General features: G+C 46.5%; 21 protein-coding genes. 9 read left to right on the top strand and 12 right to left on the bottom strand.

Annotated elements, in window-relative coordinates:
- Positions 1–29: 29 nt before the first annotated feature.
- Positions 30–848: a tRNA cyclic N6-threonylcarbamoyladenosine(37) synthase TcdA gene (gene tcdA, locus H8K55_RS09990; protein WP_186941953.1), complete on the top strand. Its 819-nt coding sequence runs from the start codon at positions 30–32 to the stop codon at positions 846–848.
- A gap of 57 nt (positions 849–905) precedes the next feature.
- Here tcdA and H8K55_RS09985 read toward each other — a convergent pair whose 3' ends face one another.
- The 8 genes from H8K55_RS09985 to H8K55_RS09950 all read right to left on the bottom strand — a co-directional run bounded on the left by H8K55_RS09985 (position 906) and on the right by H8K55_RS09950 (position 12,618).
- On the bottom strand, positions 906–2,963 hold the full coding sequence (locus H8K55_RS09985; protein ID WP_186941952.1) for a sensor histidine kinase: 2,058 nt from the start codon (positions 2,961–2,963) through the stop codon (positions 906–908).
- Between the two features lie 313 nt (positions 2,964–3,276).
- Complete coding sequence (locus H8K55_RS09980) at positions 3,277–4,170, bottom strand: DMT family transporter (RefSeq protein ID WP_186941951.1); 894 nt, start codon at positions 4,168–4,170, stop codon at positions 3,277–3,279.
- A 52-nt stretch (positions 4,171–4,222) separates the two neighbouring features.
- A complete protein-coding gene (locus H8K55_RS09975) occupies positions 4,223–5,311 on the bottom strand; it encodes a M48 family metallopeptidase (protein ID WP_186941950.1) in 1,089 nt (362 codons plus the stop codon).
- A gap of 32 nt (positions 5,312–5,343) precedes the next feature.
- A complete protein-coding gene (locus H8K55_RS09970; protein WP_186941949.1) occupies positions 5,344–6,567 on the bottom strand; it encodes a YjgN family protein in 1,224 nt (407 codons plus the stop codon).
- 139 nt (positions 6,568–6,706) lie between these two features.
- Positions 6,707–7,699 carry a metallophosphoesterase family protein gene (locus H8K55_RS09965; RefSeq protein ID WP_186941948.1) on the bottom strand — a complete coding sequence of 331 codons (993 nt, stop codon included), beginning with the start codon at positions 7,697–7,699 and terminating at the stop codon, positions 6,707–6,709.
- A gap of 627 nt (positions 7,700–8,326) precedes the next feature.
- On the bottom strand, positions 8,327–11,146 hold the full coding sequence (locus tag H8K55_RS09960; RefSeq protein WP_186941947.1) for a M16 family metallopeptidase: 2,820 nt from the start codon (positions 11,144–11,146) through the stop codon (positions 8,327–8,329).
- 144 nt (positions 11,147–11,290) lie between these two features.
- Positions 11,291–12,019: an SOS response-associated peptidase family protein gene (locus H8K55_RS09955; RefSeq protein WP_186941946.1), complete on the bottom strand. Its 729-nt coding sequence runs from the start codon at positions 12,017–12,019 to the stop codon at positions 11,291–11,293.
- A 26-nt stretch (positions 12,020–12,045) separates the two neighbouring features.
- The gene (locus H8K55_RS09950; RefSeq protein ID WP_186941945.1) at positions 12,046–12,618 is read right to left on the bottom strand and encodes a 5-formyltetrahydrofolate cyclo-ligase; all 573 of its coding nucleotides are present in this window, start codon (positions 12,616–12,618) and stop codon (positions 12,046–12,048) included.
- Positions 12,619–12,693: 75 nt separating this feature from the next.
- Between H8K55_RS09950 and H8K55_RS09945 the strand changes: the two genes are divergently transcribed.
- The 5 genes from H8K55_RS09945 to H8K55_RS09925 all read left to right on the top strand — a co-directional run bounded on the left by H8K55_RS09945 (position 12,694) and on the right by H8K55_RS09925 (position 19,000).
- A complete protein-coding gene (locus H8K55_RS09945) occupies positions 12,694–14,685 on the top strand; it encodes a lytic transglycosylase domain-containing protein (protein WP_408057966.1) in 1,992 nt (663 codons plus the stop codon).
- A 31-nt stretch (positions 14,686–14,716) separates the two neighbouring features.
- Positions 14,717–15,436, top strand: a complete 720-nt coding sequence (locus H8K55_RS09940; RefSeq protein WP_186941944.1) for a glutathione S-transferase family protein — start codon at positions 14,717–14,719, stop codon at positions 15,434–15,436.
- Positions 15,437–15,469: 33 nt separating this feature from the next.
- On the top strand, positions 15,470–16,720 hold the full coding sequence (locus tag H8K55_RS09935; RefSeq protein ID WP_186941943.1) for a multifunctional CCA addition/repair protein: 1,251 nt from the start codon (positions 15,470–15,472) through the stop codon (positions 16,718–16,720).
- Positions 16,721–17,080: 360 nt separating this feature from the next.
- Positions 17,081–17,908 carry a hypothetical protein gene (locus H8K55_RS09930; protein ID WP_186941942.1) on the top strand — a complete coding sequence of 276 codons (828 nt, stop codon included), beginning with the start codon at positions 17,081–17,083 and terminating at the stop codon, positions 17,906–17,908.
- 75 nt (positions 17,909–17,983) lie between these two features.
- Positions 17,984–19,000, top strand: coding sequence for a PstS family phosphate ABC transporter substrate-binding protein (locus tag H8K55_RS09925; RefSeq protein WP_222612432.1), 1,017 nt, complete (start codon positions 17,984–17,986; stop codon positions 18,998–19,000).
- Between the two features lie 147 nt (positions 19,001–19,147).
- On the opposite strand, the gene H8K55_RS09920 is transcribed toward H8K55_RS09925, so the two are convergent.
- The gene (locus H8K55_RS09920) at positions 19,148–19,648 is read right to left on the bottom strand and encodes an Lrp/AsnC family transcriptional regulator (protein WP_186941941.1); all 501 of its coding nucleotides are present in this window, start codon (positions 19,646–19,648) and stop codon (positions 19,148–19,150) included.
- Positions 19,649–19,849: 201 nt separating this feature from the next.
- On the opposite strand from H8K55_RS09920, the gene hppD reads away from it, so the two are divergent.
- From hppD to H8K55_RS09905, 3 genes are all read left to right on the top strand, one after another.
- The gene (hppD, locus tag H8K55_RS09915) at positions 19,850–20,968 is read left to right on the top strand and encodes a 4-hydroxyphenylpyruvate dioxygenase (RefSeq protein ID WP_186941940.1); all 1,119 of its coding nucleotides are present in this window, start codon (positions 19,850–19,852) and stop codon (positions 20,966–20,968) included.
- Between the two features lie 81 nt (positions 20,969–21,049).
- Positions 21,050–21,934, top strand: a complete 885-nt coding sequence (gene phhA / locus H8K55_RS09910; RefSeq protein ID WP_186941939.1) for a phenylalanine 4-monooxygenase — start codon at positions 21,050–21,052, stop codon at positions 21,932–21,934.
- A 223-nt stretch (positions 21,935–22,157) separates the two neighbouring features.
- Positions 22,158–22,952, top strand: coding sequence for a type IV pili methyl-accepting chemotaxis transducer N-terminal domain-containing protein (locus tag H8K55_RS09905; protein WP_186941938.1), 795 nt, complete (start codon positions 22,158–22,160; stop codon positions 22,950–22,952).
- Positions 22,953–23,060: 108 nt separating this feature from the next.
- Here the strand turns inward: H8K55_RS09905 and H8K55_RS09900 are convergent, their stop codons facing one another.
- From H8K55_RS09900 to H8K55_RS09890, 3 genes are read right to left on the bottom strand one after another with little or no spacing between them, the layout of a single operon-like run.
- Positions 23,061–24,032 (bottom strand): alpha/beta fold hydrolase, encoded by a 972-nt coding sequence (locus tag H8K55_RS09900; RefSeq protein ID WP_186941937.1) that lies wholly within the window; start codon positions 24,030–24,032, stop codon positions 23,061–23,063.
- Between the two features lie 50 nt (positions 24,033–24,082).
- Positions 24,083–24,982: an LpxL/LpxP family acyltransferase gene (locus H8K55_RS09895; RefSeq protein ID WP_186941936.1), complete on the bottom strand. Its 900-nt coding sequence runs from the start codon at positions 24,980–24,982 to the stop codon at positions 24,083–24,085.
- The gene (locus H8K55_RS09890; protein ID WP_186941935.1) at positions 24,979–25,839 is read right to left on the bottom strand and encodes a lysophospholipid acyltransferase family protein; all 861 of its coding nucleotides are present in this window, start codon (positions 25,837–25,839) and stop codon (positions 24,979–24,981) included. Before H8K55_RS09890 ends, H8K55_RS09895 begins: the two co-directional genes overlap by 4 nt.
- Positions 25,840–25,994 lie beyond the last annotated feature (155 nt).

Raw genomic sequence — 25,994 nt, 5'->3', positions numbered from 1 at the left:
TACAAGATTACCTACTAGAAATTATTCTCATGCAACAAACCAAGCTTACTCCTGACGAAGACATTGATTTTGAACGCCGTTTTGGTGGCATTGCACGCTTGTACGGTGCGCAAGGCTTGGCACGTTTTCAACAGGCACACATTTGTGTGATTGGCGTTGGTGGCGTTGGCTCTTGGGTGGTTGAAGCTTTAGCCCGTAGTGCGATTGGCAGCATCACGATGATCGACCTGGACAATGTGGCGGAATCGAATATCAACAGACAGATTCAGGCAACCAGCCTGACTGTGGGTAAGGCAAAAGTAACGGCCTTGGCGGAACGCATCGCTACTATCAATCCCTACTGTAAGGTACATGAGATCGAAGAATTCATAGAGCCAGATAATTTGCAGCAGATGCTAGGTCAACAGGGATTTGATTACGTGATCGATGCCATTGATAGCGTGAAGGCTAAGACTGCTTTGATTGCATATTGCCGCGAACATCAGATTCCTTTGATCACGATAGGTGCTGCGGGCGGGCAGACGGATCCGGGTAAGATAGAAATCCGTGATTTGTCCCGTACCGAGCAAGAACCTTTGCTAGCGCTGGTTCGCAAACGCTTGCGTCAGAATTTTGGTTTTCCACGTGGCGCTAAAAGTAAATTCGGCATTGACGCCGTATTTTCTATGGAGGCTTTAACTATGCCGGAAACGGCGGAAGCTTGCGCGGTCGATGGTAATACTGAAGCAAATGGTATTTCTGGTTTGAATTGCGCGGGCTTCGGTTCATCGATAGTCGTTACTGCTTCGTTTGGTTTAGCGGCAGCCGCGCATGTGTTACGTAAGTTGGCGTTTGGTGGCAATCAGTAGCATTCAATAGCATTCCACTTTAGAGCCAATAGTACTTGAGATCGGGAGCTAGCTGTATTAGCTCAGCTGCGGTAGTTTGGTCATTCGAGGAATTGAGATCACAACACTCAGGCCTGAGGTGACACGGTTTTCCACTTTGATTCTTCCTTGCATTAAATCGGTGACGAGACTGTGAACAACGCTCAGACCCAGACCAATGCCATCTAGCCCTAATTGCTTACTAAAGAAGGGCTCGAAAATTCTTTGTAAATTCTCGTCTGCGATACCTAAACCGTTGTCACTGACCTCAATACAAATCTCAGTTTCGTCGGCGCTGAGAATGAAATCTAATTGTGGGTTTTGCGTCGTCAGTAGAGCATGACGCATGGCATTGTCTATCAATTGATCAAGTACTTGCGACAAGGCATTTGGGTAGCCTATCTGCTTAATCCCAGTGGGGCTTTGTAAATAGACTTCCACCTTGGCCTGCCTAAATCGATTCTTCCATCCTTCGATTAGTAACTGGCAGCGATGTGACACATCGTACTCGGTGAGACTTTCTTGATGCTGTTCTATCGCCAAAGAGCGGAAGCGCTGCACCAACTCGCTGGCGGTATTTAATGCCCGACTCAGTAATAGAATTCCTTCTGAGATAGACGATAATGTGTTTTGCAATTTACTGCGACTAAGTGACGGCCCATTGATATCGAGCAGTAAATTTTGACATAGATGCTGCATCGTGCTGGCGGCAATAGTCGCATTCCCCAGCGGCGTATTCATTTCATGTGCGACACCAACCACTAAGCGACTCAGCGCCAATTGTTTTTCCTGGCGCATCACCAGACGCATTGCTTGTTCTAATTCTTGTGTGCGTTGTCGCACTTGTTCTTCCAAATCAGCATGCGCACGTTGTAGGGCTTGTTCAGCTTGCGAGCGTATATCGACTTCGATTTGCAGCTTGGATAAAGCTTGACTCAACTCGGTGTTACGTCGTGCTAATGAGGCCTCTAAGGCATAACCTTGCTGGCTCAATTTTTGATTCTTTTGCTGCAAGTGAGGCACTGCCATCACGTCATCGATGGTATCGCTGAGGGTTTTGGAAAGTAAATGGCGACGCTGACGACTGAGTTCTAAATGACGTTCACTGGCGTCTAAGGCAATTTCAAAATATCCGCGTTGTTTGCCCAGTCGCACAATTTTTTTGAACACGGCATCTTGTACTGGGGCTGTCACCATATTATCCGTAGCCAATTCATTCGCCAATGCTAATAATAATTGCCAGCCGTGATTGAATTCCGCACCTTGACACAGCAATAGTATTTCGCAATAGCGTATCCAATACGACCAGCTGATATTGATACTTTCCGCCAGACCTTGCATGCCCTCGACATACAAAAGATGTTCATTGGTTTCTTTGCGCATGCCTAGTGACGCACTCAGCACCGCGATATTGGTATGCGAGATTAAGATAAATTTATCTATCCGCGCCTGTTGTGCAATTCTTAGACATTCTTGATGCAAATTGAGCGAGTTACTCCAAGCTAATTTGGCCTCATCGCCATCGGTTTCATTGCCCAAGAAGTAGTAAGCAGAAGCTGAAGATCGCAATAAATTGACTAAAGCGATAGTGTCCAGTAGTTCGCGTTGTTTGAGCAGAGTCTCGCTCATAGCGATAACTTCACGGTACATTTCGCAATGTATCATGATCAGACAACGACTAACGCGCATGCTCATGGCATCTCTCGGCCGGGCGCAGTGTTCAAACATTTCGGCAGCCATGGCTGTGCTGTGTAGCGCCGCATGATGCAATTGCAAGCTAATTTGAATGAGCTGCATCGCTTCCCATATCCAGGCACGTGCCAGATCACTGCCCAAAGCTTGTGCTAACTCGTGCAAATTCATGGCCCGTTGTAGCAGCTTGGTGTGATTCTGAGGAGGCGATGCACTGCCCGGATAGAGCATTAAGACTTCTAGTAATAGCGTTTGCTCTGGATTAAAAGATGCTTGTGATATTTGTTGAAGCAAGAGCTGAAGTTGATCGAACTGTCCGGCTAAACACATACTGCGACCATGCTCCAATAAAGCATATTGATCGAGCTGATGTGCCGTTGTCGGGACGGCCAGCTTATTCTTCATGTGATTCGCCGTGGTTGCTGATCCTGTGCATAGAACTTACAGGATAAATGATATGCATCGATACACAAGCATAACTCAAAAAATAGCCTGTTGATGAAGACTGCGGCTAGTTGTTTTTGATTGTGGTTTTGGGATGACAGATGATTTAATCAAAAATCAATATCAAATATAAACGCTAGTAAATTTACGACTTGGGTAAATTGTGCTAGCTAGGGCTTTATTGCGAAGGCGCGCCCTCTAAGTGGCATAGGACAGAATAAGCATCAAATGTTAAAGATGCCTGCTCACCTGAGATCGTTAATGAAGTTTCGTTTTATTGGCGACCACCGCGCAATGCCCACACGACGCCACTCAGGCAAAACACCATGCCCAGCCATTCTATCCAGCCAGGTTGATAGTTTTCTAATTTAATTGATAGTAGTACCGAGATAATTGGTGTAATGACGCCAATGAACACAGTCTTCTGCGCCCCGATCCTGTGGATTAAAGTGAAGTAACAGGCAAATGCGATCACCGAGCCAAATAAGGATAAATAAATCAAAGACAGCCAGTAATTGACTGTGACAGGTAGGCTCCAGGGCTGCCCTGTAATGATCACAAATAAGCTGACCCAAAGAGTGCCCCAAGCCATCGCCCATGCCATGGTCAATAAGACGTTTTGATTTTGTTGGCGAACTTTGACCACCACCAGATTGCCAAAGGTGCTAGCCAGCGTAGCTGTCAAAGCTAATCCCAAGCCCAGTAAGAAGTGGGTATCATGCCCAGTATGGGTTTCTTCCCAATTGCTTTTGAGCGCGGGAAAAAATAGCAGAACCACGCCGGTAATTGAGACAAAGGCCGCGCCCCAAATACGCCAGGTAAGTGGTTTGTGAAAGAAAATTCTTTCGGTGATGGGAGACCAAATCACCATCAAAGAAAATAGTACCGCTACCAAAGCCGACACCAGATATTGTTCTGAAGAATAAGTGCAGAGATAACTGAGCGAAAAAGTAAAGAAGCCTTGTAAAGCTAGCCATTTATGCAGCTTCCACGATATACCTAATTTGTCTTTGCGCAATAGGCACCAGACAAACAAGGTCAATGAAGCCAAGCCAAAACGGTAAGCAACGGATACGGCGGGTGCGACTTCACCCAGTTGTTGTGTGATGGCCCAAAAGGTCGAGCCCCAGATCAATGAGGCGATAATAAAGAGTAGTGAAGATGGCATAGCCCGCTAGTGTAACTTTTTTCTAGCGAGCGTGCCTGAGAGAGTCTATTTTTTAGTGCAAGGTGTCAGATGACGGTGCATTCGCCGCTTGCTTAAATCTTTGAATGCGCTGTTTGGTCGGTGGATGGCTTGACAAGAAATCATCAATAGAATTATCAAACCAAGCGGGCAGTAGATCGCCTTTTTTTGCAGCGGAGTACTTTTCTAAAGCCTCAAATAAATGCGCCATATGGATAGGGGATATTCCTTTTGATTTCAAAAGTTGAATTGCATATTCATCCGCTTCACTTTCTTTCTCTTGTGAATACTGTGCACCCAGTACAGTACTGCCAGCAGTCGCAGCGATGGAACTAAAATCCCCAATCATAGAACCCACAAGCACGGTCATCAACGAGGTTTGCACTAGATTATGCATGCTGTGGCGCAGCTCCACATGGGCGATTTCATGTGCCAATAAACCGGCCAATTCTTGTTCACCAGCCTTGCTTAGCGTCGCATCTTTTGCTTTATCAAACTTTGATAACAGTGCATACATCTCGTCTGTCACATAGATTGTACCGTTCGGTAAAGCCAAAGCATTCGGCCCTATCCTGGGACTTGCCCGCATTTCCAGCGTAAGTGGAATGCGTGGTGAGGCAGGTTTAATGCCGCGAAACACCATGACAATTTGAGTGTATTGCGGATCGCTAGTTTCCGTCGGAGTAAAGTAACCAGTGCCTAAAAATGTTTGCGCTTGTTGGCCTAAGTAATTATCTGCTGATTGCGGAATGGAAGGCGCGACGAGCTTGGCGATCCATGGTCCACCGTAGCGATAGACCGCATAGAATAAACTCATGACCAGTACAATTGCTAAGATTGCGATTTTCCAATTGGCTTGCCAACGCTCGATTCTCGAAGCCTGATAATTCAGTAACGTCAGTATCGTATTTTTGTCTTGAGGATCATGTATTTCGCAGTGTGAGCCATCATTAAATTGCAGAATCAAAGGCGCATTTTCATAAGGTTCTGCGACCTGAGTTTGCGCACGTGAAAAATTTCTTTGGGCGAGTTCGGAATGCACCGCGATCTGATGGGGATCAATCGTCAGCGTGCTGGCAATTAATTGACTGCGCTGAGCATTGAAGAAGTTGGCGTTAATCATCTTTTGTCCTTATTTTTTCTGATCTTGAACACTTACCAAGAAAGATCAAAACCAAGAAATTCAGCGGAACTCTCAGCGGCAGCAGTTTCACTTTCGTTTTGAATTTTTTGTGTATCGAAATCGGTATCGTTTGCAATGATTTCCATGTGCTGTAAGCGGTATTCATAACTACGCACGACGGCAAATGGACGGTATAGGCCAAAGCTGAGTATCGTCAAAATCGTGTTGATGGTTTGCAGTCTGGTATAGCTCCAGGCGGACATAGTGGCGTTAAAGCGCATACCATCGAGTCGCGTGTTATCCCAACTGCGATTCCATATTTTTGTTTGCAGGAAGGGGCCGAGTACGCAATACACGAGAAATCCTATGAGCATCGCGCTCAAGATTGGAAGTAAATATGCATAAATTGCGCTGCTATTTCCGATCTTACCCGCCAAACCTGAAACTATCGCTACTAAGAACCCCGCAACGATCATAACCAGAAAAACATAAAGGCCAGTGAGAAAATACGGCCAGATAAAAGCAGAATCACCCAAATCAGATCGTGTATGTTGTTGACCATAGACGATATTCCCATGTTGATAACGTTTCATGCGGGCATGTAACCAAGGCCATAGCAAATACAAGAGGCCGGGAAGCACAACATACCAACTCAAGGGAGCCAGTACAGCGACCAAGGCAGGCAAAATAAATACCATCGCAACCGGCAGATAAGTGGCGTAGGCGACGCCGAGCTTGCCATCAAAATCAAAACGCAGACCGCGGTAGCTGGTGTTGCGCAGACGGAAGCGTAAAGCACTGCGCATCATCCAGGGAATGGCGAGGAATAATAGGCAGGCAAAGACGATGGCAAAATTCTTGGATAAGCCAAATACATAGTGATATAGGAATAGCAAAATCGCGGCGACTATACGGCCACGTAAAATCACTTTCGGATCGCCATGAAAATTGAAAACACTACCCGCGAACTGGGTGTTGCGATCAAAATATTGTAAGCGCCTGACTTTCGCCCACGCCGAGTAAACACCCAATGTCATGAGCGTTAGACAGAGATTGACGATCCAAATCTTAAAATATTCTTTCCCGCTACCGGTGAATTGCGGTTGATAAACACGAGAGGCTAGTTGATCTAAATCTGGTGGTATCGTCAGATCTTGTGGCGTGAGTATCAATGGTGATTGTAGTTCTACCTGTGCTTCTGCCTGCGTCTCTGGAGGCGGGGGATTACTGGTTTGATCATGCAGTTCTGCAGACATCTTGGCTCCGTAAAGATGGCGATTTCAGGAATTAGGAGCCAAGAATCATAACATGATTGAATTGTTAAATAGATAAAATCCTGAACGAAAAAATTATTTCATCGTAGTTGTTGAAGGGGGAATGGCAGAGTGTGTTTTTTTAGTGACAATTTGCTTGTCCACGATCCAGCACTTTATGGGTGCTGCTAACAAATTCCCATTGATAAGTACTTGTATGTAATTGCAGTTTTAAAACGCCATGTTGTTCATTTTGGCGGAATGCACTGCCATTTTTGATCAAGAAGAGTGGGGTCAAATTAGCACCACCCGTTCCGACTACAAAGCTGGGTATGCCGTTCTTGGGATCCGGTAATCCTTGCGCGTTCAGAGCAGTAAAGCGTTCGTAGTGATGATCATGGCTACTTAAGATGAGATCGGCTTTCGCGTCGGCCAAGATGGTCCAGGCGTCTTGCATCACGCTCTGATTGCCATGGGCACCAGAAGACACGACAGGGTGATGCCAGAACGCTAGCACGCACTTGCCTTGGTATTCTTTTAGCGTATTTTTTAGCCACTGCAATTGCGCTTGCATGGCTTGTGCTTTGATATTGCTGTTTAAAGACAGGATTAGCCAGTTACCCAATTTCTTTTGGTAATAGCCACGTCGTTCTGTACCAGCTAGTTCATCGAAATAGTTGTAGTAACCCGCCGCCATAGGAACACCGTAATCGTGATTGCCAGGGGAAGGTAGTGTACGAGTTTTGAATTTACCCCAGGTTTTGTCATAGCATTCGCGAAACTCTTCGGGTTTGCCTATGGGATAGGTATTGTCGCCCAAGGTAAGTGCGTTGGCATTTTTATCTTGAGTGAGCGCGGCATCGACTAAGTCGGCGGTGCGCGCAGCCATGCTTTGTTCTGGCGGCGTTTTGCGACAATCAGCAATATCTCCGGCGGCGTACAGAGTGACACTACTATCTTTTAATGTGAGCTCTGGTTTTGTCACCCGATTGCGGGTCTGTGGTGTATTAGATTTTTCGTCGGCGTATGAAGTTTGCGGTAACCATAGCGGTAACAACAAAAATGTCGAATAGGCTAATGCGCCGAAGGTAGCAGCACTATGAAGGGGCGCGGTGCGAGCTAAAGAAATGGTCATCAAACAAGGCCAGTAAGCGAAAGGGGGAATACGATATTTTACCCCTTCGCCTGTGCAGCGTGCTGATCCTCGATGATGAATAATCTGGCGATGTTTACGATCTGCTGTTTTGTGAATCGCAAAAACCGCAACATGTTGAGCCAGTTTTTTCTGGCTTGATTGTTGTGGTGGCTTCAGGAGTGGTAGCAGTAGAATTGATATCTACGATAGTTGCGTCGACGGTTGTTAGCGGTGACGTACTGGATTGATTGTTGATGATGTTGGTATTCGTGGTCATGACATATCCCTGATAAATGTGAACGTTAACTTGTGCTGAAATAGATTGGATTAGATTAAATTAATTTAGTTAGGCTAGGCAAAATCAACAAGCTAACAGACCAAATGTCTTCACCATAAATACTTTGTGAGTTGAGTGCACTTCACTTGATATTGGATAAGTTTTCTTGGAACGATGTAATATTGTCGATGCGGTCGGGAACGGGTTTGTGTTGGTTAATAATACAAAAAAAGGGCAAAATTCGATTAAGAATATTGCCCTTTTTGTTGCTTATTGCGCCGCTGAGATTCACACTATAGTTACATAAGAATCACGTAAAAAATAACACCAAAGTAAGGTCAAGCCATACTCTATTTGCCAAGCTTGGCCTGATCACCAGCATTGATAATCGTGACGTTTTCAGCTTTTAAATATTGACGTAAAGCTTGATTAACTTGCGCCACACTTAATGCTGCTACCTTCGCTTCCAGATCTTTGTCAAAATGCATAGTACGTTTGATGCCAAGGTAGGCTGCCAATTGCGCCGCGACGTTTGCGTCTTGCGTCCGTGCTACTTGTTCTGCCTGACGCCAAGCTTTTTTCGCCTCTATCAATTCCGCTTCGTTGAAGCCTTTGTCCAGAACTTTCTGCAATTCTTCGCGCAATGCGGCTTCTACTTTGGCCGTATTTTGTGGCGCGCTCATCGCATAGGCTGTCCATCTACCCGCAGGATCTTGACTAGGTACATCAAGGAAAGAACCTACACCATACGACAGACCTTCTTTTTCACGAATTCTATCGGCCAAGCGGCTGTGTAAAGCACCACCACCCAACATATGATTTGCCATCAATAATGCAGGATAAGATTCCGCATCATCTTTCATTTCTACGGCTTGAAATGCGAGTAGGAAGCTGCTGGCTTTGTCCGGTGTATCAAGTTGGATTTTTTGCGCAGCGACGGTTTTGCTGCTACGTGGAATGCGTTGATATGTTTGCGACGCTTTCCATTCGCCAAACAAACTAGCAATTTGCGTCTTTAATTCTGCTGCATCAAAATCGCCAACGGCCGAGAAGCTGGCGTTATCGGTACCATAGAATTCTTGATGGAAGCGTTTTATGTCATCCAATTTCACTGCTTTAGTTGCCACCACTTGTTCTGGCAAGGTCGCTACGTGACGCACATGACCGGCTGCTGTGTTGTCGATTAAACGTGCCATTGCATTGCTTGCCAAAGCTTGTGGCTCCGGCATAGATTGTTCAATCTGACTGATCAGCGCTAATTTAAATTCTTCAAATTCATTTGCGGGGAATGTGGGTTTTTTCAATACTTCTGCCAGCAAATTCAGTGTCGCGGACAAGTTGTCGCGCGTGGTGGTAATGCTGGCAGTCACGCCTTCAGCACCACCTACGATTTGCACATCGGCATTTAATTTATCAAAACTATCTTTGATTTCTTGACGTGAGAAACGCTCGCTACCTTTATTCAGCAAATGTGCGGCGAATTGCCCAATTTCTGCTTTGCCTTGCAAGTTGCTGTCATTCCCCATACGCAAACGTAGACTGACGCTCACCGTCGCGCCTTTGGTTTTTTTTGGTAACAAAGCCAGTGTCATGCCGTTCGCCAGTTGCGAGCGTTGGGTGCGTGCTTCAATATTGGTCGGGCTAGGATCAAACGCCTCACCTTGTGCGACGACTGCATTACCTTTGTAGTCTTTGACCAAGTTGACGACATTCGGTGTCGCTGGTACCTCGGTGCGATCAACAGTATCGGTAGGGATGAAACGACCTATGGTGCGATTCGTCGCTTTTAAATATTTTTCGGCAGCGACTTGCACATCTTGCACCGTAATTTTTTCCAGAAGATCACGTTCGATAAAAAACAGACGCCAATCTCCAGCGGCCATCGATTCTGTCAGCGCGATCGTTAATTCTGCAGTGTCATTCAGCGCAAGTTGAATATGTTTCTTGGTATTTTGTTTGGCGCGCTCTAACTCGACTGATGTAATCGGTTGATCCTTCAACCCTTCCAATACTTTGAGCATCGCGTCTTGTACAGCATCCAGATTTTGTTCTTTGGAAACCGTCACCCCAAAGATGCCATAGCCAGGCTCCAAATTGCTGACGCTGTTAAACGAAATCGCCGAGGCTAATTTGGTTTCGACCAAGGCTTTATGCAGGCGACCAGCGGGGGCGCTAGTCAGAATATTCGCAAGTAAGCCTAGCGTCGTGGAGTCAGTATGCGCTGAAGGTGCCATGTGATAACCCGCACCGATAAATTGTGTGCCGCCATTGCGGCGTACAGTGACGCTGCGTTCACCATCTTGCACAGGTTCGGATGTGTAGGTCGCTTCGATTTGACGTTTTGGTTTGGGAATCCGACCAAATACTGTGTTGACTTGTTGGAGGATTTCTTGGTCGTTAAATTGTCCTGCGATCATCAACACCGCATTGTCGGGTTGATAGTATTTTTGGTAGAAGGCGCGCAGGCGTGGAATATTCACTTGTTCAATATCAGAACGCGCACCGATCGTCGATTTTCCGTAATTGTGCCAGTCATAGGCAACTGCTTGAATTCGCTCTGTGGTGACGCCGATAGGATCGCTTTCGCCGATTTCAAATTCATTGCGTACCACCGTCATTTCACCTTTTTTGGTGACGGGATTCCACAAATCATTTTGATTGATGGACGCGTGCACCATGCGATCTGCTTCCATTGCCAACATTTGCTTCAAATTGTCTTGATTCGCCGGAAAGGTCGCGTAATAGTTGGTGCGGTCATACCAGGTTGTGCCATTAAAATCGGCACCCGTGCTATTAAGAATCTCTACTGGGGATTTCGTACCTTTTTTCAGGCCAAAGTTGGCACTCGGCTTGAATAGCAAGTGCTCAAGCAAATGCGCCATGCCGGTTTCGCCGTAGTTTTCGTGACGCGAACCGACCATGTAAATGATGTTGGTTGTAATCGTTGGCTTGCTCGCATCTGGGAATAATATGACGCGCAAGCCATTCGCTAATTGATATTCGGTGATGCCTTCGACTGAAGTTACTTTGGTGATGCCCTTGGCAATCGCCGCGGTCTTTTTGGCGCTGCTTGTTTGTGTAGGTGGAAGTGTATTGGGCGGTGTGGTAGAAAGAGCCAGACCAGGTGACAAGATGCCAGCACTTAGCATCAAAAAAGTAATCAGTTTCACAGGAGAAATCCTAAAAATTTACAACAAGGCGCACAACATAGTGGATTTGCCCAGTATTTGCAATTAGCTAAAAGTAATAATTGCAATTTACTTTGGAATTTACCTCTGAATTTACTTCGGAATTTTGCGCGGTAAATGCTTAGTTTAGTCATCACCGAACAGTGAAGCTTGTTTCGGCATAGCGACCATCGTACTTTCACGTGCTTTTTGTTCCGCTTGCTTGCGTGGCGGCAATGCTGCGGCTTGCGCCCACATTTTGTGCGGTGGATAGAGCTGCAAAAATGCCCGCGCGATTTCTGGATTGCGACATGCCAGCCATTCGTCATAGTCTTCTTCTGGCAAAATCACCAGAGAACGTTTTTCATCGCCCGGCTGTTGGAAGCGGTTCATGAGCGGATGTTGATCTGCATTGATGGTGATTTGTGTGAATGAAAAACTGCTTTGTCCGTTGGCTTCTTCCCAAGTTCGATACAGACCCGCAACCGCAAAATCTGCGCGTTCTCCACCATCGGTGACACCGATTTGCCAGCGTTCCGCCTTGCCGCCTTCATAATTTGGTTCAAAGAAATTTTGCATGGGAATCAGACACAGCTGCGTTGAGCGCCAGGCTTTGGCGTAACTCGTCAATTCACCTATGGTTTCGGCACGTGCGTTCATGGTGCTAAAACGTTTGACACCGGGGGCAATCTTATTTTTGGGAATCATGCTATACGCACCCAATCGTGCTCGTCGACGGCGTAGCTCATCATGCGTGATGAAGGGAGCTTGATAGTCTTGCCAGGTTTCTGGTCGCCATTCTTCACCAGTTTGATCTAGTGCCGAAAATTTCGTACTGATCTGATCACGGCGGGTGGGAGTGTAATTGACGCACATAGTAAGAATGAAAGCTGTTGTGTTGATCAGGTTTGGTTACAAATGATCGTTGAAAGCGCGATATCGTGCTCTTCCGCTTGAAAATCACAAGCTCCAAGGCGATAGGCGATGCCTATACTGGTGGCATGTGGTAGTTCAGCCAGGCTACGGTCGTAAAAACCACCGCCATAACCTAGTCGATATGCCTGCGGATTAAAGCCCACACAAGGAATCAGCAAAGTATCTGGTGTCACGTAGGTATCCCGTTGACGTGGAATCGGAATCCCAAAATCATCGGTATCCATCGCGTCGCCGGGTGCCCATTTTACAAAACGTAAAGCCTGACCCTTTGCAATCACCAGCGGCAGCGCAAGTTCAAAGCCAGCTTGATGCAATGCTTGATAGCAAAGCTGCAAATTGGGTTCTGCTTGTATCGGCCAATACACTGCAAGCCTTCCCGGGTGTGTTCTTTGCATCAATGCCTGGACTTGCTGGCTGATGTCTTGATCCCAGTTTTTTCTTAGTGCTGCGCTGCTTTCTTTTCGTAATCGAAGTAATTCGCGGCGCAGAGATGAACGTTCTGGCATTTGTTCTTTCCCGCTGTGGAGTGGCTGTGTCATACTGTTGGTAGGCTAAAAGAGGCTTAAATAAGGTGTGCTTGAAAAATGTTAGAACAAATAAAACTTGGCGCTTGTATGCGCCTCTCGCTCAAAGGGATTTTTTCTGTCAGTCTCGCTATGGTAGCAGTTTTGCCAGCGATTGCAGTCAGCAGTGCTACTGAGATCAGTGCTTTTGCCGCTTATAGCGCGCCGTTGCCGGTGCCGGGCGTGATCAATGATGATGACCGTTTTATGGCATTACGCGATGCGGCGCTGCATGATGACGCCAAAGCCGCTCAAATGCATGCCTCGCAATTGGGTCAATACGCAATTCCATCCTATGTTGACTATTACGTATTGCGCACGCGCATACGCTCAGCCTCGGCGGCTGAAGTTTTGGCGTATTTAAAGAAATATGAAGGCAGTGCAATTGCTGATCGCTTGCGTAATGACTGGTTACTAGTGTTAGGTTTTCGCGGTGATTGGGCGAATTTCGATCAACAATTGCCGCTGTACGTAGTCAATGATGATAGCCAAGTGAAATGCTATGCCTTGCTATCAAAAGCCGTGAAGCAGCAAAGAGTCGCGGTGGAAGCGCGGGCTCTGATCACCTCGCCTAAACAATATGGTGACGGTTGCTATCAATTGCTCAACGCTTTGTATGATCAAGGCCAATTTACCGATGCGGATATCTGGTCGCAAATGCGTATTGCGGCAGAGTCTTCCGCAATGCCGCTAGCGAAGCGTTTAGGCAAAATGCTGAATATCCCTGAAAAACGCTTGGTTGAAGCGATGGATAAGCCAACGAATGTGTTGAAAAAAGAAGCTGCGAATGATCGTCTCAGCCGCGAATTATTTTTGATGGCGCTTGGTCGTGCAGCTAAAAATGATCCCGAAAAATCGGTTGCTGCTTTACAAAAATTTGGCAACAAATTAAGCGCAGCAGAAAAATCTCAGGCATGGGCGAATATCGCCTTACCAGCCTCGCAAAAACTCCAGCCAGAAGCGCTGACTTACTGGAAACGTGCTGATGGCGCAAATCTGAGCATGGAAGCCTATCAGTGGCGTGTGCGTATGGCTTTGCGTGAAGGTGATTGGAAGATGGTGAAGTCCGCGATTGCCGCGATGCCACTAACGCTGAAAAATTTACCAGCTTGGGTGTATTGGCATGGACGTGCTTTACAACAGGAAGGCAAGAAAGAAGAAGCGATGGCGATTTTCGCAAGCATTTCTGATCAAATGCATTTCTACGGACAATTGGCTTTGGAAGAGCGCGGGCAAAAGATAGGTGCTCCTGCTTTGGTGAAACCAGTCACTCCTGAGGAAATGGCACCCATTACACAAAATCCGAATTTGCAACGCGCACTCAAATTTTACGCAATGAATTTGCGCTTTGAAGGCACGCGCGAATGGAACTGGGCATTGCGCAGCATGAGTGAACGCGAATTGCTGGCAGCAGCTGAATTCGCACGACAAAATGAATTGCTCGATAGGATGGTGAATACCTCAGATAAGACCAAAGCTGACGTCGACTTTACTCAACGTTTCCCGACGCCCTATAACGACAGCATGTATAAAGCAACGCAAGCGATCGGTGTTGATATGGCATGGGTCTATGGTTTGATTCGGCAGGAATCACGTTTTGCTACTGCTGCCAAATCCCACGTGGGCGCATCCGGTTTGATGCAGGTGATGCCTAAGACGGCAAAGTGGGTCGCAAAGAAAATTGGTTTAGCGAATTACGTGCCACATCAGGTCAATGAAGTCGAAACGAATATCGCGCTCGGCACCAATTATTTGAACATGGTGCTAACGGATCTCGGAGGTTCACAAGCACTGGCTTCTGCTGCTTACAATGCGGGTCCTGGGCGACCACGCGCGTGGCGCTCAACCTTGAGTCGCCCGGTCGAAGGAGCGATTTTTGCTGAGACGATTCCTTTCTTAGAAACTCGCGATTATGTTAAGAACGTTTTGTCCAATGCGACTTATTACGCAGCGATTTTCGAGAAGAAACCGCAATCCTTAAAAGCGCGTTTAGGAACGGTGGTGCCGAAAGGCATGAGCGCTGATGAACCCGAATATCAATAGTGAAGTTGATAGAAATCAGTAGGAGACTGCTATGCAAACCAATGAACAAAATACCGATCTGGAAACCACACTCGCACCTCTGCAACACGCGATGCGCAAAAGTAATTTTCGTCTGGTCATCGGCAACAAAAATTATTCCTCATGGTCGATGCGGCCGTGGCTGGTGATGAAGGCATTTGGGATTCCTTTTGAAGAGATTAAAGTACTGCTAGATCGTCCGGATACTACACAAAAAATTTCAGAATATTCCTTATCGGGACGTGTGCCAGTATTGCTGGGCGATGATCTGGTCATTTGGGATTCGCTAGCGATTTGTGAATATTTAGCAGAACGTTTCCCAAGTCAAAATTTATGGCCAGAAAGTGCTGCAGCACGCGCTACCGCACGCAGTGTTTGTGCCGAGATGCATTCAGGTTTTGGTCAATTGCGTACCGCAATGCCGATGAATATTCGCGCCAATTTTCCCGGTAAAGGTCGTACCGCAGGTTCGCAAGCGGATATCGGACGCATCAGTGAAATTTGGGAAGAATGTTTGTCAACGTATGGCGCGCATCGTTTCTTGTTTGGTGATTTTTCAATTGCTGATGCCTTCTTTGCACCAATTGTGATGCGGTTTAAAACCTATGGTGTGTCACTGGCACCAGCGCTGCAGGCTTACTGCGAACGCATAGAAGCACATCCCGCCGTGACACAATGGGTACTCGGCGCCTTGGATGAAAAAGACGATTTACCCAAATACGATTTCCCTTAAATAGAAACTGACCAAGTACGAGTTCTGAATCAAATGAAAACCTATGTAGTCGGCGGCGCAGTACGCGATGCTTTGTTGGGCTTACCCGTGCAAGATCGCGATCACGTCGTGATCGGAGCGACGCCTGAACAAATGTTAGCGAAAGGATTTACGCCGGTAGGCAAAGATTTTCCCGTGTTTCTTCATCCGCATACGCATGAAGAATATGCCTTGGCTCGCACTGAAAGAAAAACCGCTGCTGGCTACAAGGGTTTCGTCTTCCACACGGATCCCAGTGTTACTTTAGAACAGGATTTGATCCGTCGCGATTTGACTATCAATGCAATAGCGCGCGATGAGCATGGCGTGCTGATTGACCCTTTCAATGGCCGTCAAGATTTACAGAATGGCGTGTTTCGCCACGTATCAGCAGCGTTCGAAGAAGACCCAGTCAGGATATTAAGACTGGCGCGATTTGCTGCGCGCTTTTCGGTAGTACCTCACGCGTTTGCGGTCGCGCCAGAGACCATGAATTTGATGCGCATGATGGTAGAAAAAGGCGAGGTTGATGCCTTAGTTCCTGAGCGTATTTGGCAAGAAATTTCAAAAGGCTTGATGGAAAAAAAACCTTCACGCATGTTTGAAGTCTTGCGTGAATGCGGTGCCTTAGAGCGCATTATTCCTGAACTAAACGCGCTCTGGGGCGTGCCGCAACCAGCGAAATACCATCCCGAAATCGATACTGGCGTGCACATCATGGCAGTGATTGATTATGCGGCGGAGCAAGGCTTTTCTTTACCCATACGCTTCGCAGCACTCTTACATGATCTCGGTAAAGGCACAACCGATCCAGCCATCTGGCCACGTCATCACGGACATGAAGAGCGCAGTGTAGATTTGGTAAAAACGGTGTGTGAACGCTGGAAAGTGCCGACAGATTGTCGCGATCTGGCACTCATGACCGCACGTGATCATGGTAATGTAGGACGTAGTCAAGAAATGCGTGCAGCGACCCTACAAACCATGTTGGAACGTAACGATGCTTTTCGTAAGCCCCAGCGCTTTCTCGATATGTTAAAAGCCTCCGAAGCGGATTGCTTTGGCCGCCCTGGTTTAGAAAATATTCAATTTCCGCAAGTCGCGTTTCTGACTTCCGTGTTGAATGCCGCGCTGTCAGTCAATGCTGGCGCAGTTGCGCAACAATATTTAGGACAAGCGCAAAAAATTGCGGAAGCGATTCGTATCGCCAGAATTGATGCGATACGTCAGCTTATCAATGAACGCGACGAAGCCTTGCCTACATAGAATTGATGTCAAAAGACGCCGCAGTCGTCGTGTCTGCCTCAGCCTCTACTCGTCACCGTATTTCGTAGGGTGCTCCATGCGCACCATGACCGCGTACCCGAAAGTGATCATGATCGCATCGATACTCTGGTGCGCACGGCGCACCCTAAGGTTCAATCCCTTCTGCCTTTCAAAAATGCAGTGCATCTTATTTGCATAAGCTCTACGACATCGTTGTAATAATCTCGTCACATCTCCTCATTACAATTCACATACAAAATAAAGCACTGAAACGAATCTGACTCTGGTTCATATTTGATTCGATTCAATTGGATTTCAGTGCGTATAAATCGATTTCAATTGCAGATGACTGAGAACATGATGTTACAAAAATCCCTAAAATTCGCCTTCATTTCTATATGCCTTTGCGGGACTGCGGCTAGCGCCGACTATAGACCTGTTACCGCACCCGGATCGAACGCTACACCAGCTTTATTGACGGCTGGCATGTTCCGCCTAGAATCGGAACGCAGCTACAAACTCAGCTTGCAAATGGCACTTGGTATTTTGAGCGGACATACAGAGGTTGAACGCTCTCGTTCATTTGAAACCATCGCACGCTTACGCAAAGATTTGTCGCGCCAGATGAAAACCGAAAAATCGGGTAAGGCATTTAACCGCGTTAATCTTGCCTTAAATGATCAGGTCGAATCTTTACCTAAGCTGAATGCAAAAACCGCAGCAGCGATGTATGACGTCAACGAAGATCTCTTGATTAAGATGAACTTCCTTTCTTTCGCGATCGAATCCGAAACGAATGACACAACATCGCGCATCACGGGTCTCGCATTGCGTCAGGCATCACTCGCGCAGCGCATGGCAAAAATTGTCTTGCTGCGTTCCATGGATAAAAATATGCAAGCGAAGCAGGGTTTGCAAGTCGATTTGGCGCAATCACGGATTGAGTTTGTGAATGGAATGAATTTGTTAGCAGACGAAGCGCAAGATGATAAGGCATTGAAGTCGCGTCTAAATTTGGCGCAACAGCAATGGATGTTTTATGAAAAGGCTTTGAGTGCAACAGCTTTGCGTGCAGAAGACTTGCGTAATATCTCATCTACCAGCGACAGAATTGCGCAGATGATGGTCGAAATTGTGCGTCTCGGTTATGGCTTGCCGCCAGACCCTAGCATTATCGCCGAACGTTAATTTGTTCTGCCTCTTACTTTCTTATCACCCCATTTAAATTCACACAATTTCAGCTCAATTCAATCAGGAATTACTATGAAACCTTCGCTACCGAAAAAAATCCTGGCTTCGATGTCTTTATTGATGTTGGCGAGTGCATTGACTGCGCACCCACTCAAGGCGCAAGCGCAGACCATGATTAAAATCGATGGTTCCAGCACCGTATTTCCGATTACAGAAGCGATGTCTGAAAGTTTCCGTGAAAAAAATCCTGCAACGAAATTTACGATTGGTATCGCCGGTACTGGCGGTGGATTCAAAAAATTCTGTAAAGGCGAAACCGATATTTCAGACGCATCGCGTCCTATCCTGAAAAAGGAAATGGCAGAATGCAGCAAGAATGGTATCTACTACATGGAGCTTCCAGTCGCATTTGATGCCGTGACGCTGGTGGTCAATCCTAAGAATAAATTTCTCAGCAAAATTACAGTCGAGGAATTGAAGAAATTGTGGGAGCCCGCAGCGCAAGGTGTGATTACAACTTGGGATCAGGTTAACCCAGCATGGCCAGCAACACCGATTAAATTGTATGGCCCGGGTGCAGACTCCGGCACTTTCGATTATTTTACCGAAGCGATCAACGGTAAAGCCAAGTCTAGCCGTACCGATTTTACGACTTCAGAAGACGACAATGTGATCGTGCAAGCGGTATCGCGTGATGTGAATGCTTTAGGCTATCTGGGCTTTGCTTACTATTCGGAAAATAGTAAGAAGTTGAAAGCCGCTGCGATTGTGGCTAAAGATAGTAAGAATGCGGTATTACCTTCAGTGAAAGCGGTGATGGATGCCAGCTATAAACCATTGGCGCGTCCACTATTCATTTACGTGAATGCAAAAGCCAATGAACGTCCAGAAGTGCATGCTTTTGTTGACTACTACCTCAATAATGCTGAAGCGGTGGTGAAACAAGTGAAATACATTCCTTTGTCGATGAAAGATTATCGTCACACTATGGTGAATTACAAAGTGAAAAAGACCGGTACAGCATTTGGCGGTGAAGCCGAAGTCGGTGTGACCATCGAAGAATTATTGAAGCGCGAACCAAAAAACTAAATGCAGATATAGATTTAGTCCACTCTTTATAAACCGATCTCAGGATCGGTTTTTTTATTGTTCATTATTGTTCGTTTTTGTTCGCTATTGCGAATAAGGAATGGGCGGTTCAAATCGATCACCGCAGCAACGCTGCCCAGTTCGTTTCTATGCATTTCCCACTGGCAGGGCCGTCGTATCTTTAATCTGTTGTAACGCGAAGCTAGATTTCACATCGAGTACCGCAGGATGCTTAAGCAAGGTTTCCATCATGAAACGTGAGAAGTGGTTCATATCTTCGACTCTTACGCGCAGTAAATAGTCCATTTCACCAGTCATCGCATAGCAGGCAACCACCTCTGGCCATTGCTCCACTGAAGCCGCGAAGTCAATACGCGGCGAGCGTGAGCTGCCTTTGGCTGGGGTGTCGGTGTGTTTCTCCAGGCGCACGTTGATGTAGGCTAATAGGCCCAAGCCAATTTTTTCCGCTTCTATTAGTGCCACGTACTTGCGTATTACTCCGGCGTCTTCTAGTCTTTTGATACGACGTAAGCAAGGTGATGGCGACAGATTGACTCGCTCGGCAACTTCTTGATTCGTAAGCCTACCATCGGCTTGTAAAATAGCTAAAATTTTGCGATCAATTTTATCGAGTTCTATTTGAGACATATTCTGCCTCCATGTTAGATTTGGTAGCAATATTATTGCTCAAATAGCTGTATTTGTGCGGTATTTTGGTATTTTATGGCGTAATACAGGCTTTATACTTGCGGATTGACCTGGCGCAAGGTTTTTTTGTTTTGATCAAATCATTGGTCATTTGAAATAAAGCTGCACGTCATAACAATTGAATTTAACCGGAGATAACAAATGACAATCCAAACTTGGGAAAACCCGATGGGGACAGATGGCTTCGAATTTATCGAATACGCTGCGCCAGAACCAAAAGAATTAGAAAAGCTGTTTATCGAGATGGGCTTTACGGCGATCGCTAAGCATCGTACTAAGAATGTCACTTTGTATCGTCAGGGCGGCGTCAATTTCATTATCAATGCCGAACCAGATTCATTTGCACAACGTTTTGCACGTAAGCATGGCCCTTCTGTATGTGCATTTGCAATCCGTGTTAAAGATGCAAACCATGCATACAAACGTGCTTTGGAATTGGGTGCATGGGGCTTCGACAATCAAACTGGTCCTATGGAATTGAATATCCCTGCGATTAAGGGTATTGGTGATTCTTTGGTGTATTTCGTCGACCGTTGGCAAGGCAAAGACGGCGCCGCCCCCGGTGCTATCGGCAACATCAGTATCTATGATGCCGACTTCGTGGCGATTCCTGGCGTTGATCCTAATCCTAAAGGTCATGGCTTAACTTATATCGATCACTTAACGCACAATGTACATCGTGGTCGTATGGCTGAATGGTCGGATTTCTACGAAACTTTGTTTAACTTCCGCGAAATTCGTTACTTCGACATAGCAGGTAAATTGACTGGTTTGAAGTCCAAAGCAATGACTTCACCGTGCGGCAAGATTCGTATCCCTATTAATGAATCTTCTGATGACAAATCTCAGATCTCTGAATATCTCGACTTGTATCACGGCGAAGGCGTACAACATATCGCGATGGGTACCGATGACGTGTACCAAACTATCCGTGATATGAAAGCTGCTGGCGTTTCTTTCCAAGATACGATCGATACTTACTACGATCTGGTCGATCGTCGTTTGCCAGGTCATGGTGAAAACGTCGAAGAATTGCGCAAATTGCGTATCTTGATGGATGGTAAGAGCACAGAAACTTCCCGTGAATTGTTATTGCAGATTTTCACTACCACTGTCATTGGTCCTATCTTCTTTGAAGTTATTCAACGCAAGGGCGATCAAGGTTTCGGCGAAGGTAACTTCCGCGCCTTGTTTGAATCTATCGAATTGGATCAGATCCGTCGTGGTGTGTTAAAAGACGATTCAACAACAACGGCATAATTTTTAAGTGATTTGAAAATTTAGTCCGCATAAAGAAAAAGAAAAAAGCTGACATCACGTTGGCTTTTTTTTGGAGATAACATGGAAACCTCAGTTTCAAATGAAGACTTTCTCGCCACCGTCGCAGAGAAGTCGGATGGCGCTGCCTTACGCGGCGACTACCAGCGCATGGATGCACATTATGTCGTGCAGCAAGATTGGAACTCCTATACCGAGGCCGAGCATGATCTTTGGCGTAAGTTGTATCAGCGTCAGTCAGCTTTACTGCCAGGACGTGCCTGTGACGAATTCATCGAAGCCTTGGCAAAGATGGATATCAGCGCAGGTATTCCTGTGTTTGAAAAAACCTCGAAAGAATTATTTGCGGCCACTGGCTGGACTATCGTGGCGGTGCCAGGTCTAATCCCAGAATTAACTTTCTTTGATCATCTGGCGAACCGCCGTTTTCCAGTGACAGTGTGGTTGCGCACTCCAGAGGAATTCAATTACATCGTGGAACCCGATGTGTTCCATGATTTCTTTGGGCACGTGCCTTTGCTATTTAATCCTGTATTTGCGGACTATATGCAGCGCTACGGTCAGGGCGGTTTGAAAGCGATGCGCCTTGGTGGTTTGGATGAATTAGCGCGTTTGTATTGGTACACGGTAGAGTTTGGCTTGATCAATACACCCGCCGGTGTACGTATCTATGGCGCAGGTATTTTGTCTTCGGGTGGTGAGGTCGAATATTGCCTGACACCGGGTACGAAATCGCGTCATATACGTTTAGATATTGAACGCTGCCTGCGGACTTTGTACAAAATCGATTCGTATCAAGAAACGTATTTTGTGATTGATAGCTATCAGCAATTATTCGATGGCACGGCGCCAGATTTCACGCCGATTTATGAGAAGCTGAAATCGATGGATGTGTTGCCAGCGAATTCTTTGCTGGATGGCGAAGTTGAATTGTTGCCAGCGCCATAAAATTTATTGCGGTCGTTCTCGGTACGAGAAGTAGTGATAAGCCCCTCAAGGTCTCGGCGTTGAGGGGTTTAATTTTGAGATGCCGTAGCTTACATGTGGTTTGTGTACCTTCAAATATTTCATGCAGTCTCTAGCTCTAAAATATTGCCGTCGTAGTTCTATCGACGGATAGCTTGTGTCATGCGCTAGTTCTACTATGCACACTAATTTCCCTGGAGTGTGTATGAATCGCAGAGACATCTTGAAGGCGGCGCTGGTTTGTAGTGCGGGTTGGAGTTTTGTAACTCCATCTTTGGCGCAGATACTCAATCTGAATGATGCAATCAATAAAGCAGGCCGTCAGCGTATGTTGTCGCAACGTATGGCGAAAGCTTATTTGCAAATCGGTATGAACGTCGATCTTGAGCCGTCTAAGAAAATACTTGATGCTTCACTGTCTCTATTCGACCGCCAATTGATAGAGTTGAAGAATTTTTCGACCACAGCGGAAATTAAATCCGCGTTATTGAATATCGACAAATCCTGGATCGCGTATAAAGATTTATTACTAGGGAAAGCGCCCAACACTGGTGATGCCAAACAGATTTTGCGTGCCAGTGATACTTTGTTGGAAATGACCGATAAGGTCACGCAACAATTGGAAATACACGCGAATTCCAAAGCCGGTAAATTAGTGAACATTTCGGGTCGCCAACGTATGTTATCGCAACGTATGGCGAAAATGTATCAAGCCATACAGTGGGAAATCGCCAGCGCTGATACGGCGAATGCGCTGGAAGCCGCACGTAAAGAATTCAATAGCAATTTGAGTTTGTTAGAAACAAATGCAGACAATACCAAAGCGATACAAAATGAATTGAAATTCGCCAAACAACAATGGGCGTTTTTTGATCATGCGATCCGCCAGGCACCTGATCCGCGTCTGCGTCAGCAATATGCAACCACAGTGGCGACTACGAGTGAACGTATTTTGCAGCAGATGGATATTGTGACTGGCTTATATCAAAGTATGGGTTAGCACTCTTATTGAACCATTATTGAAGTGTCAGTGAGGCTGATCTAAAATACAGTGATTTACTCTAAGAAAAGAGCAGTACCCGAAAATATCGGGCACTGCTTTTTTTGATTATTTAGCCTGTGTCGCAGGGGCAATATCGTTGCTCACAACTGCATGCTTATTCAGAAAAACAAACATGCTGGCATTGAAAATCGTCGTTTGTTCCATCTGCGGTAAATGACCAGATTGATCAATTTCTACATACTCCAGATTCTTAATTGCCGCTTTCACGATTGCCGCATTCGCTACTGGCAAGGTCGGATCTTGTTTTCCCCAAACCAACATCACTGGTAATTTTGCCTGATCGATTGCCGCGTACATGCCAGCGAAGTCAGCAGTTGATAGACGCAAGGCCGAGCGTCGTAATGCGCGTCCGAAGCCATGGTATTGCATTTGCGGGCGATAGCGATCCGCCCAGCCTGGGAATTGTTCAGGATGCAGGAAGTCAGAATTTTGTCCCTCCGCTTTGCCGGGTAAATCGAGGACCTGAAACAGATATGCACCCAATAATGGTGTTTTCAAAATGGCAGGTGGGGTTGAACGGGTAGTGCTAGGATCGACTAATACCAAGCTACGAATTCGTTGTGGATGATTGGCGGCGAAATGCGCTACGACATAGCCACCGAACGATAAGCCAAATAAGTCAATTTGCTGAGTGATGTGCAGGTGATCGAGTAGTTCATTAATTTGACGTGCATACATCGCGCCATCGTATTGTCCATCCGGGCGATCTGATAAACCACGACCGTACAGATCCAAGCGAATCACGCGATAACCTGCATCGCGCAAGGCTGCAAATGTCGGATCCCAGATGTAAGATGGAACGGAGAAGCCGTGTACTAGAACCGCTACCCGCCCATCTTTCGGTCCCGCTTCTTCGTAATGCGTAACGCCATCGCTGAGTTTGACAAATGCACCGCTCGCACCTTGGCGCGCAGCTTCATCAATGACTTGTTTCTCAGGATTCTTAACTTGGTAATAGCCGAATAAGCTAGCGGCAATCAGTGCTACCGCCAGAAAAGATTTATGGGCAAACTTCATAACGACTCCTTGATGGATCCACGAAAATTCACGAAAATCCGCGAAAGTAATTAATGCTGCGTGTCTTGAAAACTTCCTTTGCTGGCGCGGTAGACGCTGGCTTCGCCTTCTGGACGTGTTTTGAAACGCCTATGAGTCCAAAAATATTCCGCTGGCATTTTCAGAATTTCAGTTTCGATATACGCGTTCATCTGGCGCGTAGAACTAACGATGTCAGCATGCGGATAATCGGACCAGGCGTGGTCAAATTTAACATCCCAACCATCGTAACCCGGACGTATGCTTGCAATCACCGGAATAACTTTGGCATGAGTCGCTGCAGCGATGCGTGGTAGTGCAGTTAAGGTGGCAGCAGGAACGCCGAAAAAGGGCACGAACTCGGCATCTTTGGCACCAAAATCCATATCCGGCAGCATGAAGAAGGGCAGGTTCTCTTTCATTGCGCGTATGATGGGTTTGACGCCTTCCGCGCGCGAAAACAATTTCACTGGACGAAAACGTGAACGACCTTTGCGCAAAGCTTTATCAAAACTTTTATTTCTCTGCGTGGTGTAAATAGAGCACAGCGATGATTCCAACATGACCGCGACACCAGCGACGTCTAAGCTAACGAAATGCGGACACATGAAGATAGTCGGGCTGCTGACCATCTCTGCCATTGGCATTGCATAGCTGACGTGAATTAATTTGCGTAAGCGACTTTCTGATGACCACCATAAGATTCCGCGTTCTAATACGCTGCGTACATAGACTTGGAAATGGCGGCGAGTAATTTCTTTTCGTTCCGACTCAGGCATTTGTGGAAAACACAGGCGCAAATTGGTCAGACAAATATGCCGACGCCGACTCAGTAGCAAATACAGCAGACTACCTATGCCTTCACCTATGCGTGCCAATATTGGCAGCGGCAACCAGTGCAACAGCCACATAATGAATACGGCGAACCTCATGTGTTTTCCTGTGAACTGACTTCATCTGGGCCGGTCACTCCGTCGGGCTTTTTGTAGCGGTGATAGCTCCAGAAATATTGGCTAGGCGCGTTTGCGATGAGTTTTTCCATCGCCGTGTTAATCGCTCGTGCTTGCTGTGCCGCATCGCCATCCAAAGATTCTTCAAAGGGAACAAAGCGTTGCACGAAGCCGTGCCCGAAAGGCAGGCGTTCTGCATAGGTCAAAATAATCGGTGCCCCCGTCATTGCCGCCAACTTGGCCGACAAAGTCATGGTGTAAGCCGGTTTGCCGAAAAAATCTGCCCAGACACCTTCGCCTTCTTGCGGCACCTGATCGGGTAACAAGCCGATGGCTTCGCCTTTTTTTAAAGCTTTGGCTAAAGCACGCACACCGGAAAGATTCGCTGGTGCCAGCAACATGCCGCTAGAGGCTCGTGCATCTTCAAGTAAAGGTTTGAGCGATTCTTTGCGTGGCGGGCGATACAAAACCGTCATTTTGGTACGGAGAGCAATTGATTTGCCGGATAATTCAAAGCATCCTAAATGTGGGGTCAAGAAGATCACGCCTTTTTTTGCATCGATGGCATCTTGCGCAATTTTCCAGTTTTCTAAAGTGACTTTAGCAGCGAGGCGTTCTGGCTTACCTAGCCAAACTAAAGGCAGCTCCATAATGTTTTTGCCCGCTTCGCGCAATGCGATACCGAGGCTGGATTCGTACCCAGCCAATGCTATATTGCTACGCATGCGTTTGCGATAGGTTGGCGATAAAGCAAAAACCAGATAGCCGAGAACGACACCTATTAAGTGTAAAAAAGGCAGGGGAAAGACCGACAAAAAGCGGAACAGACGAATTAGCATGAGTCTGGGAGCGTAAGTGAAAATAGTGAATTGCTAAGAATGATGGATTCTTTCATATTGATACACCTCAAAAATCTAAGGCAATTCGACATGAATCCTGTAAGAGGCGTAAAATAGCACATATTGGCATCCGAAAGAAATGACGCAGAGCTATC

The organism is Affinundibacterium flavidum, assembly GCF_014284175.1.
Lineage (GTDB): Bacteria > Pseudomonadota > Gammaproteobacteria > Burkholderiales > Burkholderiaceae_D > Undibacterium > Undibacterium flavidum.
This window is presented reverse-complemented; position numbering and strand designations above follow the sequence as displayed.